Consider the following 17,234-nt stretch of genomic DNA (forward strand, 5'->3'; position numbering starts at 1 on the left):
GCCACAATGTTCCCCTTGCCTATACTTGGTTCTCTATAACAAAAGTCATGACTGGAGGGCTGCGCCATGGACCACCTCGTACTCACTGTTTTTGCTCCGGACAAGCCCGGGCAAGTCGAGCGCATTGCCCAATGCATTGCCGAGCACGGCGGCAACTGGCTGGAAAGCCGCATGTCGCGCATGGCGGGACAATTCGCCGGGATTCTGCGGGTGGGCGTGCCGGCCGAGGCCTACGATGAATTGGTCGCGGCCCTGCAGGGCCTGTCCGCCCAGGGCATTCGCGTGTTGGTCGCCGAAAGCAGCATCGAACAATCCTGCACCTGGAAGCCGATCGCCATGGAACTGGTGGGCAATGATCGTCCGGGGATCGTGCGTGACATCACACGCTTGTTGAGCGAGCAGGGGGTGAGTCTGGAACGGCTGGTCACCGAAGTGCGCCCGGCCCCGATGAGCAGCGAACCGTTGTTCCATGCCGAAGCGATTCTTGCCGTCCCGCTGACGTTGTCGCTGGACGTGCTGCAATCGCGCCTGGAAACCCTGGCGGACGATCTGATGGTCGAGTTGGTGCTGCGCAGTGATCCCTGATCAGGTTATCCAAGTTAAACGTGCACCGGCCTGTGGATAACCTGTAGAGACACCCCGCCAGGCCACGCCGACCGGGGTTCTTCATGATCTGATCAAAAAACCAGCAGTTTCAGCCACTTGCGCACAATCGGCGGGGATCACGCTGTGGATAACCTTGGGAAGGAATGATGCAGGCCACGGGAGACGTGGCCTGTAGGCTTTTGTGTGTTTTTTGATCAGCTTCGGCGGCGCAAACTTATCCACGCATCGATGCTGTAAACCGCCAGACCGGCCCAGATAAACATGAACGCTACCAAGGTACTGGACGACAGGTGCTCGCCAAACAGCAGAACGGCTTGCAGCAGAACCAGGGTTGGCGCCAGGTACTGAAGAAACCCCAGTGTCGTGTAGGGCAAATGCCGTGCAGCAGCGTTGAAGCAGACCAGCGGCACCAGCGTGATCGGGCCGGCGGCGACCAACCACCAGGCCTGGGACGTGGTCCAGAATTCGGCCTGGGCGCTGCTGGCCGTCGGATTGAGCAGCAACCAGCCAAGGGCAATCGGCACCAGCATCCAGGTTTCCACCACGAGCCCCGGCAGTGCCTTGACCGGTGCCTGCTTGCGAATCAGGCCATAGAAGCCGAAGGTCAGGGCCAGCACCAACGACACCCACGGCAGACTGCCGACTTGCCAGACCTGCTGCGCCACACCCACCGTCGCCAGGCCGACGGCAATCCATTGCATGCGCCGCAGCCGTTCGCCGAGGATCAGCATGCCCAGCAACACGTTCACCAAGGGGTTGATGTAGTAACCGAGACTTGCCTCCAGCATGCGGCCGTTGTTCACCGACCAGACGTAGGTCAGCCAGTTGGCTGCGATCAGCGCGCCGCTCAGGGCCAGGATCGCCAGTCGCTTGGGGTTCTCCCGCAGCTCGCGCCACCAGCCGGGATGCTTCCAGACCATCAGCAACAAGGCGCCGAACAGCGCCGACCACAGCACCCGGTGGATGATGATTTCCACTGCGGGCACGCTGGCGATGGCTTTGAAGTAGAGGGGGAAAAGCCCCCAGATGATATAGGCACTCAGGCCCAGAATGTACCCGCGACGCGGGTTGGCGGCTTGCATGCAGAATCCTTGCTTAGGCAGCTAACAAAGAGAGGATTGTAAGGAGATTTGTCTGCGAATGTCCTGACTGAATAGGTAGGACATTTGTGAACACGGACAACCTGTGGGAGCGAGCTTGCTCGCGATAGCGGTGGATCAGCTTGTATCAATGTTGAATTTGCTGCCGTCATCGCGAGCAAGCTCGCTCCCACAGGGTTTCGGGTGGGGTTAGAAGAGTTTCAGCGGTTCTTCATTGAGCGCCGCCAACTGCTCGCGCAACGCCAGCACCTGATCCCCCCAATAACGCTCGGTGCCGAACCACGGAAAACTGCGGGGGAAGGCAGGATCGTCCCAGCGGCGGGCGAGCCAGGCGCTGTAATGCAGCAGGCGCAGGGCGCGCAACGGTTCGATCAAGGCCAGTTCACGGGGATCGAAGTCGTGGAATTCGTTGTAGCCGTCCATCAGTTCCGACAACTGGCTCAGGCAGTCCTGGCGATCGCCAGCGAGCATCATCCAGATGTCCTGCACTGCCGGGCCCATGCGGCAGTCGTCGAGGTCGACGATATGGAACATCTCGTCACGGCACATCATGTTGCCGGGGTGGCAGTCACCGTGCATGCGGATGTTCTGGTGCGGCGTGTTGCTGTAGGCATCTTCCACACGCTTGAGCAGATCGCGGGCCACTGACTCGTAGGCCGGCAGCAGGCTGCGGGGGATGAAGTTGCCGTCGAGCAATGTGGCCAGCGAGTCATGGCCGAAGTTTTTTACCGCCAGCGCTTCACGGTGCTCGAACGGCCGGGTCGAGCCGACCGCATGCAGGCGCCCGAGCAACTGGCCCAGGCGATAGAGTTGGTCGAGGTTGCCCGGCTCCGGTGCTCGGCCGCCACGGCGGGGGAACAGGGTGAAACGGAAACCGTTGTGTTCGTGCAGGGTTTCACCGTTGTGGATCAACGGCGCCACGACCGGCACCTCGCAGTCGGCGAGTTCGGCGGTGAACTGGTGCTCTTCCAGAATCGCTTCGTTGCTCCAGCGTTGCGGCCGGTAGAACTTGGCGATCAGCGGCTCGGCGTCTTCGATACCGACCTGATAGACACGGTTCTCGTAGCTGTTGAGCGCCAGGATGCGCGCGTCGCTGAGAAAGCCGATGCTTTCGACGGCATCGAGCACGAGGTCTGGTGTGAGGGTTTCAAACGGGTGGGCCATGCTGACTCCTGCGCGCAGCAGGCTGCTGCGTCCGGCCAGGCATGGTAGCGCAGACGGCGGGGCTTTAGGGGGTGGGCTTGAGGTGTGCGTTGTATGTGCTGACGCCATCGCGAGCAAGCTCGCTCCCACAGGTCATGCGCCAGATATGAAATCGCGCCAATCCTGTGGGAGCGAGCCTGCTCGCGATGAGGGGTTGTCAGGCGCCGACGATCCCGCCATCTTCCCGCGAAATCGCCATCACCGAAGACCGCGGCTTGCCGTTGGGCAGGTGCTCGGGGAAGGTAGAACCGCCGTTCTCACCCGGATGCTGAATCCCGACAAACAGGGTTTTCTGGTCCGGCGAGAAGCTGATCCCCGTCACTTCACAACCTACCGGGCCAACCATGAAGCGACGAATCTCGCCGGTTACCGGATCGGCACAGAGCATCTGGTTGTTGCCCATGCCGGCAAAGTCTCCGGCGTTGCTCGAATCGCCGTCGGTGAGAATCCACAAGCGTCCGGCCTTGTCGAAGCCCAGACCGTCAGGGCTGTTGAACATGTTCTGCGGCGTGATGTTCGACGATCCGCCTTTTGGTGTGCCAGCGTGAACCCCCGGATTACCGGCGACGACGAACAGGTCCCAGGCAAAGGTTTTCGAGCCGTGATCGTCACGCTCGGTGCGCCAGCGCAGGATCTGGCCGTAGACGTTCTTCTCGCGCGGGTTCGGCCCGCCCGCCGGTTGCCCGTCTTCGCCGCGTTTGGCGTTGTTGGTCAGCGTGCAGTAGACCTGGCCATCCTTGGGGCTGACCACGATCCATTCCGGGCGGTCCATGCGCGTGGCTTTCACCACACTGGCGGCGAGACGCGCGTGAATCAAAACTTCGGCCTGATCGGCAAAACCGCTGCTGGCGTCGATGCCGTTTTTGCCGTGGGTCAGTTCGATCCATTCACCCTGGCCTTTCGGGTGATCGACGTTGCCGTCGCCGGCATCGAACCGCGCCACGTACAGGGTGCCGTGGTCGAGAATGTCACGGTTGGCCTTGGGGTTCTTGTGGTCGATCTTGTCGCGGCTGACGAATTTGTAGATGAACTCACCGCGTTCATCGTCGCCCATGTACACCACGGCATGACCGTCGCCCGTTTCGGCCAGTGCGGCGTTTTCGTGCTTGAAGCGGCCCAGGGCCGTGCGTTTGACCGGCGTCGATTTCGGATCGAACGGATCGATCTCCACCACCCAGCCGTGACGGTTGAGCTCGTTGGGGTTCTTCGCCATGTCGAAGCGCTCGTCGTGCTGGTGCCAGTTGATTTCTTTGCTGGTGGCCACCACGCCGTAGCGTTTTTGCGCCGGGTCGAACTTCTGCTCGGCGTTGCTGCTGCCGAAGCAGTCGGTGAAGTTCTCTTCACAGGTCAGATAGGTGCCCCACGGCGTCTTGCCGTTGGCGCAGTTCTGGAAGGTGCCCAGGACGTTCTTGCCGTGCGGATCGGCACTGGTTTTGAGCAGGGCATGTCCGGCGGCCGGGCCGCTCAGGGTGATCGGTGCGTTGCCGTGAATGCGGCGGTTGTAGCGTGAGCCCTGGACGAACTGCCATTGGCCGTTCTTGCGCTGCACTTCAATCACCGACACACCTTCGCAGGCCAAAGCCTTGCGCACTTCTTGCGCCGATTGCGGCATGCCGCCGTGGGCGTAGAGGTAGCGGTAGTTGGTGTATTCGTTGTTGATCGCCATCAGCGCCCGGTCTTTTTCGCCCGGAAACTCGAACAGGCTCATGCCGTCGTTGTTGTCGCCGAACTGGACTTCCTGATGTTCGGCGCTGCCGTTGCCGCTCGGGTCGAACGCCGGACCGTCCTTGTGCAGGGGCTGGCCCCAGCTGATCAGCACCGAGGACTTGTAGCCCAGCGGCAGGGTGATGGTGTCGCTGGTGGCGGCGGCAATGCTGTCGAAACCCAGCAACTGGCTGTTGCCGGCACTGACACTGGCGGCCATCACGCTGCGGCTCAGCAGGTTGCCGCCAAGGAACATCGCCGCGCCGCACAGGGCACCTGCGCTGATGAAGCCGCGACGGCTGAGGCCGACCATGGTTTCGAGGTCGGTGGACTGGTTTTCTTCTAATAGGCTCATTTCAGGCTCCCTGCGGATTTTGCAGACACCTTAATGATGAGTCATGAACCTTTTGTTGCAGTTCTGCTTACAGTGGTGTGCCCAGCAGTACCCTGGACGGCGAAAACTCCACGCGCACCGGTTTGCCGCACGTCAGCCCCGATGCTTGCAGATGACTCGGTTCGGCCAAGGCGCATAGAGTCAGGCCGTTGGGCAGGGTGATGCGCACTTCGCTGGGACCGTCGTCGGCGTCGAGAATTTTTTCGATGATGCCGCTGAGGCAATTGTTTTCAGGCGTTTCGACAGAGTCGATTTGCAGCACGTCGAGCCAGCCGGCCTTGATCAATGCCACGACTTCAGTGCCGATTTGCAGTTCCAGGCGCTCGGTGCTGTCGTGGGTAATTTGCGCGGCGACGATCACGCCTTCGGCGACTTCGAGGCGAATCAGGTCGTTGCGTCCCTGAGGTTCGATCGCAATCACCTTGCCGTGCAACTGATTGCGCGCGCTGGTGCGCAGCATCAGGCGCCCGAGCAGATCCAGATCGCTCGCGTCTTCAGTTGCTTCCAGCACTTGGGCCTGCAAGGCTTGCAGCTTCTGATACAGGCGCAACACCCGCTCACCTTCGTTGGACAGGCGCGCACCGCCGCCGCCCTTGCCGCCGACAACCCGCTCCACCAGCGGCTTCTGCGCCAGGTTGTTCAGCTCATCGATCGCATCCCAGGCAGCCTTGTAGCTCAGGCCCGCACTTTTTGCCGCGCGGGTGATCGAGCCTTGTTCGGCGATGTGCTGCAGCAGGGCGATGCGCTGCGGACGGCGGACAATGTGCTGGGACAGCAAGGTTGGCAAAGACATGACAAGTCGCTTTGGGTGGTGACGATGGTGAGGACGTTGGTCGCTTGGGCCGCGCGAGTCAAGTCAGGGTGTCTCGCCGGGTTTGGGCGTGCGGGCCAGGCAATAGACGTCGACCCTCGCCGCCCCGGCGTCCATCAACAGGCGAGCCAGGGCCTGGGCCGTGGCTCCGGTGGTCAGTACGTCGTCGACCAGAGCCAGGTGTCGGCCTTTGACGACCGCGCCGGGTGCCAGGGCGAAAGCATTGCGCAGGTTCCTTAGGCGGGCTTCGGCGTTCAATGCCTGTTGGGCGTCGGTGTCTTGAGTGCGCAGCAGCAACCGTTCGTTGCAAGGGATATCGAGACTCGCACTCAACCAGTGAGCCAGCATCGCCGCCTGATTGAACCCGCGCTGGCGCAGGCGCCGATTGGCCAGCGGCACCGGGATCAGCGCCTGGGGTCGCAGCAGATCGTCTTCGAAGCGATGTTGCAGGTATTGAGCGAGAAGTTCGGCGAGCAGGCGGCCAAACGGCCACTTGGCGTTGTGTTTGAAGCGGGTGATCAGGCTGTCTACCGGAAAGCTGTAGGTCCAGGGCGCAATCACTTGTTCGAAGGCCGGTGGCTGCTTCAGGCAATGGCCGCAGGTCAGTCCCGCGGCCGGGAGCGGCAGGGCGCAGGTCAGACAGTGATCACCGAGCCAGGGCAACTCGATTTCGCAGGCCGTGCAGACAGGAGGAATGCCGTCGGCCGCTTCATCGCACAAAAGGCATGATTGTTTGTTTTTTAACCAGATGTAAACCTGTCCTTCGTATCGTGGTTGACAGCGCATCGCTCTTCCTTAAATATGCCGAAACATCTGTGAAGCGGCTGTGAAACTCCATTACCCAGCCGACTGCCAAAGCATAATTCAAAGGAAACGCCCATGAGCGCCAGCACCACTGCCACCCTGCGTCATGACTGGACTTTGGCCGAAGTCAAAGCACTCTTCGTTCAACCATTCAATGACCTGTTGTTCCAGGCGCAGACGGTGCACCGTGCGCATTTCGACGCCAACCGCGTCCAGGTGTCGACCCTGCTGTCGATCAAGACCGGCGCCTGCCCGGAAGATTGCAAATATTGTCCGCAGTCCGGTCACTACAACACCGGCCTGGAAAAAGAGAAACTGATGGAGGTGCAGAAGGTCCTCGAAGAGGCCGCTCGCGCCAAGGCCATCGGTTCGACCCGCTTCTGCATGGGCGCGGCGTGGAAGCATCCGTCGGCCAAGGACATGCCGTACGTGTTGAAGATGGTCGAAGGCGTGAAAGCCATGGGCCTGGAAACCTGCATGACCCTCGGTCGCCTGGATCAGGAGCAGACCGAAGCGCTGGCCAAGGCCGGCCTCGACTACTACAACCACAACCTCGATACCTCGCCGGAGTTCTACGGCAGCATCATCACCACCCGCACCTACAGCGAACGCCTGCAAACCCTGGCGTACGTGCGTGATTCGGGGATGAAGATCTGCTCCGGCGGCATTCTGGGCATGGGCGAGTCGCTGGACGACCGCGCCAACCTGCTGATCCAGTTGGCCAACCTGCCTGAGCATCCGGAGTCGGTGCCGATCAACATGCTGGTGAAAGTCGCCGGTACGCCGCTGGAAAATGCCGACGACGTCGATCCGTTCGACTTCATCCGCATGCTCGCCGTCGCGCGCATCCTGATGCCGCAATCCCACGTGCGCCTGTCCGCCGGCCGCGAAGCCATGAACGAGCAGATGCAGGCCCTGGCGTTCTTCGCCGGTGCCAACTCGATTTTCTACGGCGAAAAACTGCTGACCACCGCCAACCCGCAGGCCGACAAGGACATGCAACTGTTCTCGCGCCTGGGCATCCTGCCGGAAGCCCGCGAAGAGCACGCCGACGAGGTGCATCAGGCAGCTATCGAGCAGGCGTTGGTGGAGCAGAAGAGCAGCGAGCAGTTTTACAACGCGGCTGTTTGAGTCTTCCACCGACTTCTCTGGCTGGAATGCAAAACACTGTGGGAGCGAGCTTGCTCGCGATTGCGTCAGGTCCGTCGACATCAATGTTGAATGTGACGCCGCCATCGCGAGCAAGCTCGCTCCCACAGGGATCGCATTCATTTTGATTTCTGTGATCTGAACTTCGAGGCCTGCATGTCTTTCGATCTCGCCGCACGCCTTGCCGCCCGTCGTGCCGAAAACCTCTACCGCCAGCGCCCGCTGCTTGAAACCCCGCAGGGGCCGCAAGTGGTGGTCGATGGCCAGCCGTTGCTGGCGTTCTGTAACAACGACTACCTGGGCCTGGCCAATCATCCGCAAGTGATCGAAGCCTGGCGTGCCGGCGCTTCGAAGTGGGGTGTGGGCGGAGGGGCATCGCATCTGGTCATCGGCCATAGTTCCCCGCACCATGCCCTGGAAGAAGCGTTGGCCGACCTGACCGGTCGCCCGCGGGCGTTGCTGTTCACCACCGGCTACATGGCCAACCTCGGCGCAGTCACGGCGTTGGTGGGGCAGGGTGATACGGTGCTCGAAGACCGGCTCAATCATGCGTCGCTGCTAGACGCGGGGTTGTTGTCCGGCGCGCGGTTCAATCGTTATCTGCACAACGACCCGGCGAGCCTGGCCAAGCGCCTGGAAAAAGCCACCGGCAATACGCTGGTGGTCACCGACGGCGTGTTCAGCATGGACGGTGATATTGCCGACTTGCCGGCGCTGGCCCGAGAAGCCAAGGCCAAAGGCGCCTGGTTGATGGTCGACGATGCCCATGGTTTTGGACCGCTGGGTGCCAACGGTGGCGGCATCGTCGAACACTTTGGCTTGAGCCAGGATGACGTTCCGGTGCTGGTCGGCACCCTCGGCAAGGCGTTCGGTACGGCGGGTGCCTTTGTGGCTGGCAGCGATGAGCTGATCGAAAGCCTGATCCAGTTCGCTCGCCCCTACATCTACACCACCAGCCAGCCCCCCGCGCTGGCCTGCGCCACGTTGAAAAGCCTGGAACTGCTGCGCAGCGAACACTGGCGCCGCGAGCATTTGCAGACGCTGATCCGCCAGTTCCGCGCGGGTGCCGAACAGATTGGCCTGGAGCTCATGGACAGCTTCACGCCGATCCAGCCGATCATGATCGGTGACGCGGGGCGAGCGGTGCGCCTTTCGCAAATGCTGCGTGAACGCGGGTTGATGGTGACCGCGATTCGCCCGCCGACCGTACCCGCCGGCAGTGCCCGGCTGCGGGTCACGTTGACGGCTGCCCACAGTGAGGCTCAGGTACAGCTATTGTTAAACGGACTGGCCGATTGTTTTCAACAACTGAAGCCGGAGCCAAGCCATGCGTGATCGTCTGATTCTGCTGCCCGGCTGGGGCCTTGGCGTTTCACCGCTGGAGCCTCTGGCGGCGGCCTTGCGCGGTTTGGATGAGCACCTGCGCGTCGAGATCGAGCCGTTGCCGGAGCTGGAGTCGAGCGATCTTGAAGAGTGGCTCGATGAGCTTGATTCGACCTTGCCGCAAGACGTGTGGCTGGGCGGTTGGTCATTGGGCGGCATGCTCGCCTGCGAATTGGCGGCCCGGCGTGGCGATCGCTGCTGTGGTGTGTTCACCCTGGCCAGCAACGTTTCTTTTGTCGCTCACGATCAATGGACAAGCGCCATGTCCGGGGAAACCTTCGATGCGTTTCTGGCGGGATGTGAAGCCGATCCGCGCGCGACCTTGAAACGCTTTTCACTGCTTTGCGCCCAAGGCGCCGAAGACCCACGCGGATTGTCGCGGTTGTTGCTCGGCGGTGCCCCGAACACCGCTGCGCCGGTGTTGCTGAGTGGCCTGCAAGTGCTCGCGCAACTGGATACACGACAGGCGCTGCATTCGTTCCGCGGTCCGCAATTGCATCTGTTCGCCGGCCTCGACGGGCTGGTGCCGGTGGAAGCGGCGGGCGAGTTGTTGGCATTGCTGCCGGATGTCGAAATTGGTCTGATTGAACAGGCCAGCCACGTGTTTCTCTTGGAGGATCCCCACGGTGTGGCGGGGGCGATCCAGGCCTTTTTGCATGAGTCCGGCGATGACTGATTTATCCCTTCCCAACCTGCCCGGCGCCTTGCCCGACAAGCGCCAGGTAGCAGCCTCATTCTCCCGTGCGGCAGCAAGCTACGACAGCGTGGCCGAGTTGCAGCGTGATGTGGGCAGCCAACTGCTCGGGCGCTTGCCGCACGACTTCGTACCGCAGCGCTGGCTGGACCTGGGCTGTGGCACCGGGCATTTCAGTCGTGCTCTGGGTGAGCAATTTCCGGGCAGCCACGGGGTGGCGCTGGACATTGCCGAGGGCATGCTCAACCACGCCCGGCCATTGGGCGGTGCCACATACTTCGTGGCCGGCGATGCCGAGCGACTGCCACTGCAAGATTCGTCTTGCGACCTGATCTTCTCCAGCCTGGCGGTGCAGTGGTGCGCGGACTTCGACTCGGTGCTCAGTGAAGCCTTTCGAGTACTGAAACCGGGCGGCATTTTCGCGTTTGCTAGTCTGTGTGTAGGGACGTTGTTTGAATTGCGCGACAGCTGGCGCGAAGTCGACGGCATGGTGCACGTCAACCGCTTCCGGGAGTTTGGTGTTTATCAACAACTGTGTGCGGCCAGCGGCTTGAGGGCGGTCAGTCTGCAAAACCTTGCGCACGTGCTGTATTACCCGGATGTGCGCAGCCTGACCCATGAACTCAAGGCGTTGGGTGCGCACAATCTCAATCCCGGGCGGCCGGGTGGCTTGACCGGCCGGGCGCGGATTTTGGGTTTGATCGAGGCTTACGAACAGTTTCGTCAGGCCCAGGGACTGCCGGCGACTTATCAAGTGGTGTACGCCGTTTTGGAGAAACCCTTATGAGCGCAGCCTATTTCATCGCCGGCACGGATACCGATGTCGGTAAAACCACGATCGCTGCGGGGTTGCTGCATGCGGCGCGTTCGGCAGGTTTGAGCACGGCGGCGGGCAAGCCGGTCGCTTCCGGTTGCGATGTGACACCTAAAGGCCTGCGCAACGCCGATGCGCTGGCCTTGCTGGCGCAGTGTTCGCTGCCGCTGACCTATGCACAGGTCAATCCGATGGCCTTCGAGCCGGCCATTGCCCCGCATCTGGCGGCGCGAGAGGCGGGCGTGGCGCTGACGGTGCAGTCGTTGCTGGCGCCGATGCGGCAGATTCTGGGCATGCAGGCGGACTTCACCCTGATCGAAGGCGCTGGCGGCTGGCGCGTACCCCTGGCGGATCAGGACAATCTGTCGGACCTGGCCATCGCCTTGAAGCTGCCGGTGATCCTGGTGGTCGGTGTACGCCTGGGGTGTATCAGCCATGCCTTGTTGACCGCCGAAGCGATTGCCCGGGACGGTTTGCAACTGGCGGGATGGGTGGCCAACATCATCGACCCGAAGACCTCGCGGTTGGAAGAAAACCTGGCTACCCTGGCCGAGCGCCTCCCGGCACCGTGCCTGGGGCGTGTGCCGAAACTCAAGGCCGTTACGGCCGAGGCAGTGGCCGAGCACTTGCAACTGGACCTGTTGGACTGAGGCGAGTGGCTTGCGGGCTTTGCCTATGGCAAGGCACTGTGCCATTAGTGTTTTTGTCGAGTGTTTTACCGGCCACTCTGCTTCAATGGGCACTATTGATCCTTTGAAAGGACGAGCTCTCCCTTGGAAATCTCAGGAAACACCGCTTTTTATGCCGGTCTGAGCACTCTTCAGACAGGGCAGAACCGTGTCGATCAAGCCGCCGGGCAGATCGCCAACACGACGATCGAGCGCTCGGTCACCAGCCAGTCCTCCGAGGCGCAGGTCGATCGTCTGCGATCGGTTGATCGCAGCCGGCAATCGGACCTGGCCAGCAATGTGGTCGAAATGGCCCAAGGCAAATTTCAAGTCGAACTGGGCGCCAAAGTCGCCAAGGCATCCGACGAAGTGCTCGGAACGCTGATCGATACTTTCGCCTGATCCTCATTGAATCCGTCTCTCCAACGCCGCGTCTGTTCGCGGCGTTTTTCTGCGTAAGTCCTTCTCACTCAACTAATCTTTTCTGCAGGGTGGCTCGCTCGGTCTATGCCCGTCGTGCGGTTGCGCGCAGATGTGCCTGATCGGCGGTGACGAATGGAAAAAGATCGACGCTTGACAAGATTTGGGCGTAAACGTATGTTTCAAACAACTGTTTGATCGCAACAACAAATCAATGCGGTCGTTCATTCCCGGTTACATCAGCAGAGGTTTATCGCTATGCCTGACTACAAGGCCCCCTTGCGTGATATTCGCTTCGTTCGTGACGAGCTGCTCGGCTACGAAGCGCACTATCAGAGCCTTCCGGCTTGTGCCGACGCAACTCCGGACATGGTTGACGCCATTCTTGAGGAAGGCGCCAAGTTTTGTGAGCAGGTACTGGCTCCGCTGAACCGCGTGGGCGATCTCGAAGGCTGCACCTGGAGCGAGTCCGGCGTTAAGACCCCGACTGGTTTCAAGGAAGCCTACAAGCAATTCGTCGAAGGTGGCTGGCCAAGCCTGGCTCACGACGTAGAGCACGGCGGCCAAGGCCTGCCAGAGTCCCTGGGTCTGGCCATCAGCGAAATGGTTGGCGAGTCCAACTGGTCGTGGGGCATGTACCCAGGCTTGTCGCACGGTGCGATGAACACCATCTCCGAGCACGGCACCCCTGAGCAGCAAGAGGCTTACCTGACCAAGCTGGTTTCCGGCGAGTGGACGGGCACCATGTGCCTGACCGAGCCGCACTGCGGCACAGACCTGGGCATGCTGCGCACCAAGGCCGAGCCTCAGGCCGACGGTTCCTACAAGGTTTCCGGCACCAAGATCTTCATCTCGGCCGGTGAACACGACATGGCCGACAACATCGTCCACATCGTACTGGCCCGCCTGCCGGATGCCCCGGCCGGCACCAAAGGCATCTCCCTGTTCATCGTGCCGAAGTTCATGCCGAACGCCGATGGTTCGGTTGGCGCGCGTAACGCTGTGTCCTGTGGTTCCCTGGAACACAAAATGGGCATCCACGGCAACGCTACCTGCGTAATGAACTTCGACGGCGCTACCGGTTTCCTGATCGGCCCGGCGAACAAAGGCCTGAACTGCATGTTCACCTTCATGAACACCGCACGCCTGGGTACTGCGCTGCAAGGCCTGGCCCACGCTGAAGTCGGTTTCCAGGGCGGCCTGAAATACGCTCGCGACCGTCTGCAGATGCGCTCGCTGACGGGTCCCAAAGCGCCGGACAAAGCCGCTGACCCGATCATCGTGCACCCTGACGTACGCCGCATGCTGTTGACCATGAAGGCATTCGCCGAAGGCAACCGCGCAATGGTTTACTTCACCGCCAAGCAGGTCGACATCGTCAAGTACGGCGTGGACGAAGAAGAGAAGAAGAAAGCCGACGCACTGTTGGCGTTCATGACTCCAATCGCCAAAGCCTTCATGACCGAAGTCGGTTTCGAGTCGGCCAACCACGGCGTGCAGATCTACGGCGGCCACGGCTTCATCGCCGAGTGGGGCATGGAGCAGAACGTCCGCGACAGCCGCATCTCGATGCTGTACGAAGGCACCACCGGCATCCAGGCACTCGACCTGCTGGGCCGTAAAGTGCTGATGACCCAGGGCGAGGCTCTGAAAGGCTTCACCAAGATCGTCCACAAGTTCTGCCAGACCAACGAAGGCAACGAAGCGGTTCAAGAGTTCGTCGCTCCGCTGGCCGCATTGAACAAGGAATGGGGCGAGCTGACCATGAAGGTCGGTATGGCCGCCATGAAAGATCGCGAAGAAGTCGGCGCAGCCTCCGTGGACTACCTGATGTACTCCGGTTACGCCTGCCTGGCCTACTTCTGGGCCGACATGGCGCGCCTGGCTGCCGAGAAACTGGCTGCCGGCACTTCCGAAGAGGCGTTCTACACCGCCAAGCTGCAGACTGCGCGCTTCTACTTCCAGCGCATCCTGCCGCGTACCCGCACTCACGTCGTAACCATGCTGTCGGGCGCCAACAACCTGATGGACATGAAAGAAGAGAACTTCGACCTGGGCTACTAAGCCTTAGCGAAGTACTTGAAAAAGCCGCTGCTCCTTCGGGAACAGCGGCTTTTTTGCTTTAAAGGTTGGCGGTGGAAAATGTTTGCAACGCCCTTTGAAAAATACCTCAGTAATTCACTCAGTAACTCGGGCTTCCTGCCGTTACAGTAGTTGGCACATTGCCATCTATTGATTTGACGGGTCGGAGCTTTACCCTTGCCGCGCTCATCTGCTGTACGTTTCAGTCATTTCCTGCCGTCATTGCTGCTGTTGGTGGCGGGGCTTGCGGCTGCTTACATCAAGGATCTGAACGTCTTCTTCACGTCGCTGTTCAACGTGCTGCCCACCCTGGTGTTGTTGCTCGGTGGCGCCTATTGCGCGGTGTACCGACGCCAGCGTGAACTGTTTCTGATGGTCACGGTGTACATCGCCTACTTCCTGCTCGACACCCAGACCGACTATTACCGCGACAACGGCAAGGTGCGCGACGATGCCGCGGTGGTCTTTCATTTGTGTTGCCTGCTGCTGCCGCTGCTGTTTGGCGTGTTCGCGGCGTGGCAGGAACGCACCCATCTGTTCCAGGACATGGTGGCGCGCTTCGCAGTCTTGCTGGCGGTCGGCAGCGTTGCGCTGGGGCTTGAGCAAAGTTATCCACACGCGCTGCTGATCTGGCTGTCGGAGATTCGCTGGCCTGCCTTGCATGGCGCCTGGATGAGCCTGATCCAGTTGTCCTATCCGGTGTTCATCGCTGCGTTCCTGCTGCTGACCTGGCAATACTGGCGCAACCCGCGACCGCTGCATGCCGCGCAATGGGTGGGGCTGCTCGGGTTGTTCTGGATGTTGCCGAAAACCTTCATCCTGCCGTTCACGCTGAACATCATGTGCAGCCAGGTGATGCTGATGATTGCCGCCGCCGTTGCCCACGAGGCCTATCAAATGGCGTTCCGCGACGAACTGACCGGGCTGCCGGGCCGTCGCGCGTTGAATGAACGCATGCAACGGTTGGGGCGCAACTACGTGTTGGCCATGAGCGACGTCGACCACTTCAAGAAATTCAACGACACCCACGGCCACGACGTCGGCGACCAGGTGCTGCGACTGGTGGCCAGCAAGCTGTCGAAAATCGGCGGTGGCGGTAAGGCGTATCGCTATGGCGGCGAGGAATTTGCCCTGGTGTTTGCAGGCAAGACCCTCGAAGAGTGCATGCCGCACCTGGAAGTCATCCGCGAGTCCATCGCCACTTACAACATTCAGCTGCGCAATCAGGAAAACCGCCCGCAGGACGATAGTCAGGGGCGCCAGCGGCGTGCCGGTTCCGGTGCGTCGAGTGTGTCGGTGACGGTCAGTATCGGCGTTGCCGAACGGATCGAACAACGCACCCCCGAAGAGGTGCTCAAGTCCGCTGACCAGGCGCTCTACAGCGCCAAGGGCGCCGGGCGCAACTGCGTGATGGCGTTCGGGCAGAACCGTCGTGGCGCCGTGCGCATGGACGCCGCTACGGTTGAGTGATGATGGCGCATTCAGCGAGCGCAAAGTGATTGTGAGGCGTGGTCGGCAGCAGTAGGTTGGAGAAATCTGCCGACGGAGAATGACCATGCCCGAGTACAAAGCTCCCTTGCGCGACATGCGCTTTCTGATCGACCACGTCTTCGACTTTCACAGCAACTACGCCGCGCTGGGGGCCACCGATGCCAGCCCGGACATGGTCAATGCGATCCTCGAAGAAGGGGCGAAGTTCTGCGAAAACGTACTGTCGCCGCTGAACCGCAGTGGCGATGAAGAAGGCTGCCATTTCGACAATGGCGTGGTCACGACGCCCGCGGGCTTCAAGCAGGCATTCGCCCAATATGTCGAGGGCGGCTGGCATGGCCTGGCGGCGGATCCGGTTTACGGCGGTCAAGGGTTGCCGATCTCTCTGGGCCTGGTGATCAGCGAGATGGTGGCTTCCAGCAACACCTCATGGGGCATGTACCCCGGTCTGACCCACGGTGCGATGTCGGCGATCCACGCCCATGGTACCGAGGAGCAGAAACAGACTTATTTGAAGAAGCTCACCGCTGGCCAATGGACCGGCACCATGTGCCTGACCGAAGCCCATTGCGGCACCGACCTGGGCATCATCAAGACCCGCGCCGTACCTCAGGCCGATGGCAGCTACGCGATCTCCGGCAGCAAGATCTTCATCTCCGCCGGCGAGCACGACATGAGCGCCAACATCATTCACCTGGTGCTGGCCAAATTACCGGACGCACCGGCCGGGACCAAGGGCATTTCGCTGTTCATCGTGCCCAAGTTCCTGCCTGATGCGACGGGGGACGCAGGCGAGCGCAACGGCGTGTCCTGCGGCTCGATCGAACACAAAATGGGCATCAAGGCTTCGGCTACCTGCGTGCTGAACTTCGACGAGGCCAAGGGCTTCCTGATCGGCGAGCCGAACAAGGGCCTCAACTGCATGTTCACCATGATGAACCACGCGCGACTGGGCACTGGCATGCAAGGGCTGTGTCTGGGGGAGGCGAGCTTCCAGGGCGCGATCAAATACGCCAACGACCGTTTGCAGATGCGCTCGCTGAGCGGCCCGAAAGCGCCGGAAAAGGCCGCCGACCCGATCATCGTGCACCCTGATGTGCGGCGGATGTTGTTGACCATGAAAGCCTTCAACGAGGGCAACCGCGCGCTGACCTACTTCACCGCACAGTTGCTCGACGTTGCACACCTGAGCCCGGACGAAACGGCGCGCCGGGATGCCGAAGACTTGCTGGCGTTCCTCACGCCAATCTGCAAAGCCTTCATGACCGACACCGGGCTGGAGGTGACCAACCATGGCATGCAAGTGTTTGGCGGTCACGGGTTCATTCGTGAATGGGGAATGGAGCAACTGGTACGCGACTGCCGGATCGCGCCGATCTATGAAGGTACCAATGGTATTCAGGCGCTGGACTTGCTAGGGCGCAAGGTACTCGGCAGCCAGGGCAAGCTGCTGCGTGGCTTCACCAAAATCGTCCACAAGTTCTGCGCGGCGAACGCCGAACATCCACAACTGGCCGGGTATGTGGCGCAGCTCAATCAACTGAACCAGCAGTGGGGTGAATTGACCACCAAGGTCGGTATGGCGGCGATGAAAAACCCGGACGAAGTCGGTGCTGCGTCGGTGGATTACCTGATGTACAGCGGTTACATCATCCTCGGCTACCTGTGGTTGCGCATGGCGCTGGTGGCTCAGGCGCAGCTCGATGCGGGCAGCGGTGATGGTGACTTCTGCCGGGGCAAGCTGGCGACCAACGAGTTTTACTTCAAGCGTCTGTTGCCACGCACTGCCGCTCATCGGGCGGCCGTCGAAGCAGGTAGCGATTGCCTGATGCAACTGCCGGCGGAGCTATTTGCGCTCTGACACCTACCCTATAGGAGCGAGCTTGCTCGCGATGGTCGTGAACGATAACG

The 17,234-nt window shown here is 61.1% G+C and carries 15 protein-coding genes; 10 read left to right on the forward strand and 5 right to left on the reverse strand.

The features are described 5' to 3' along the window. The first annotated feature begins 66 nt into the window (after window positions 1-66). Window positions 67-585: a glycine cleavage system protein R gene (locus ABIE16_RS25820; RefSeq protein WP_057713020.1), complete on the forward strand. Its 519-nt coding sequence runs from the start codon at window positions 67-69 to the stop codon at window positions 583-585. 215 nt (window positions 586-800) lie between these two features. On the opposite strand, the gene rarD is transcribed toward ABIE16_RS25820, so the two are convergent. From rarD to ABIE16_RS25845, 5 genes are all read right to left on the reverse strand, one after another. Then, window positions 801-1,688: an EamA family transporter RarD gene (rarD, locus tag ABIE16_RS25825; RefSeq protein ID WP_218494742.1), complete on the reverse strand. Its 888-nt coding sequence runs from the start codon at window positions 1,686-1,688 to the stop codon at window positions 801-803. Window positions 1,689-1,895: 207 nt separating this feature from the next. Next, window positions 1,896-2,870, reverse strand: a complete 975-nt coding sequence (locus ABIE16_RS25830; RefSeq protein WP_057713022.1) for a serine/threonine protein kinase — start codon at window positions 2,868-2,870, stop codon at window positions 1,896-1,898. 196 nt (window positions 2,871-3,066) lie between these two features. After that, entirely contained in the window at window positions 3,067-4,968 is a 1,902-nt protein-coding gene (locus tag ABIE16_RS25835) for a PhoX family protein (protein ID WP_429522193.1), read from the reverse strand. A 67-nt stretch (window positions 4,969-5,035) separates the two neighbouring features. After that, window positions 5,036-5,800, reverse strand: a complete 765-nt coding sequence (locus tag ABIE16_RS25840) for a TOBE domain-containing protein (RefSeq protein WP_429522194.1) — start codon at window positions 5,798-5,800, stop codon at window positions 5,036-5,038. 63 nt (window positions 5,801-5,863) lie between these two features. After that, window positions 5,864-6,604 (reverse strand): ComF family protein, encoded by a 741-nt coding sequence (locus ABIE16_RS25845; protein WP_218494745.1) that lies wholly within the window; start codon window positions 6,602-6,604, stop codon window positions 5,864-5,866. A 93-nt stretch (window positions 6,605-6,697) separates the two neighbouring features. Here ABIE16_RS25845 and bioB point away from each other — a divergent pair, with 93 nt between their 5' ends. The 9 genes from bioB (at window position 6,698) to ABIE16_RS25890 (ending at window position 17,184) form a co-directional block, all read left to right on the forward strand. Beyond that, window positions 6,698-7,753, forward strand: a complete 1,056-nt coding sequence (gene bioB / locus ABIE16_RS25850) for a biotin synthase BioB (protein ID WP_057713026.1) — start codon at window positions 6,698-6,700, stop codon at window positions 7,751-7,753. Window positions 7,754-7,927: 174 nt separating this feature from the next. After that, window positions 7,928-9,106, forward strand: coding sequence for an 8-amino-7-oxononanoate synthase (gene bioF, locus ABIE16_RS25855; protein WP_429522195.1), 1,179 nt, complete (start codon window positions 7,928-7,930; stop codon window positions 9,104-9,106). Continuing rightward, the gene (locus tag ABIE16_RS25860; RefSeq protein ID WP_154946847.1) at window positions 9,099-9,830 is read left to right on the forward strand and encodes an alpha/beta fold hydrolase; all 732 of its coding nucleotides are present in this window, start codon (window positions 9,099-9,101) and stop codon (window positions 9,828-9,830) included. Before bioF ends, ABIE16_RS25860 begins: the two co-directional genes overlap by 8 nt. Next, window positions 9,823-10,635 (forward strand): malonyl-ACP O-methyltransferase BioC, encoded by an 813-nt coding sequence (bioC, locus tag ABIE16_RS25865; protein WP_429522196.1) that lies wholly within the window; start codon window positions 9,823-9,825, stop codon window positions 10,633-10,635. The genes ABIE16_RS25860 and bioC overlap by 8 nt, the downstream gene beginning before the upstream one ends. Then, window positions 10,632-11,312, forward strand: coding sequence for a dethiobiotin synthase (gene bioD / locus ABIE16_RS25870; protein ID WP_154946850.1), 681 nt, complete (start codon window positions 10,632-10,634; stop codon window positions 11,310-11,312). The genes bioC and bioD overlap by 4 nt, the downstream gene beginning before the upstream one ends. 123 nt (window positions 11,313-11,435) lie before the next feature. After that, the gene (locus ABIE16_RS25875) at window positions 11,436-11,732 is read left to right on the forward strand and encodes a pyrroloquinoline quinone biosynthesis protein PqqE (RefSeq protein ID WP_090451779.1); all 297 of its coding nucleotides are present in this window, start codon (window positions 11,436-11,438) and stop codon (window positions 11,730-11,732) included. A 276-nt stretch (window positions 11,733-12,008) separates the two neighbouring features. Further along, complete coding sequence (locus ABIE16_RS25880; RefSeq protein WP_095944826.1) at window positions 12,009-13,814, forward strand: phenylacyl-CoA dehydrogenase; 1,806 nt, start codon at window positions 12,009-12,011, stop codon at window positions 13,812-13,814. A gap of 195 nt (window positions 13,815-14,009) precedes the next feature. After that, complete coding sequence (locus tag ABIE16_RS25885; protein ID WP_429522197.1) at window positions 14,010-15,302, forward strand: GGDEF domain-containing protein; 1,293 nt, start codon at window positions 14,010-14,012, stop codon at window positions 15,300-15,302. Window positions 15,303-15,387: 85 nt separating this feature from the next. Continuing rightward, window positions 15,388-17,184: an acyl-CoA dehydrogenase C-terminal domain-containing protein gene (locus ABIE16_RS25890; protein WP_429522198.1), complete on the forward strand. Its 1,797-nt coding sequence runs from the start codon at window positions 15,388-15,390 to the stop codon at window positions 17,182-17,184. Window positions 17,185-17,234 lie beyond the last annotated feature (50 nt).

The organism is Pseudomonas sp. 2725 (genome assembly GCF_050434585.1).
GTDB lineage: Bacteria > Pseudomonadota > Gammaproteobacteria > Pseudomonadales > Pseudomonadaceae > Aquipseudomonas > Aquipseudomonas jessenii.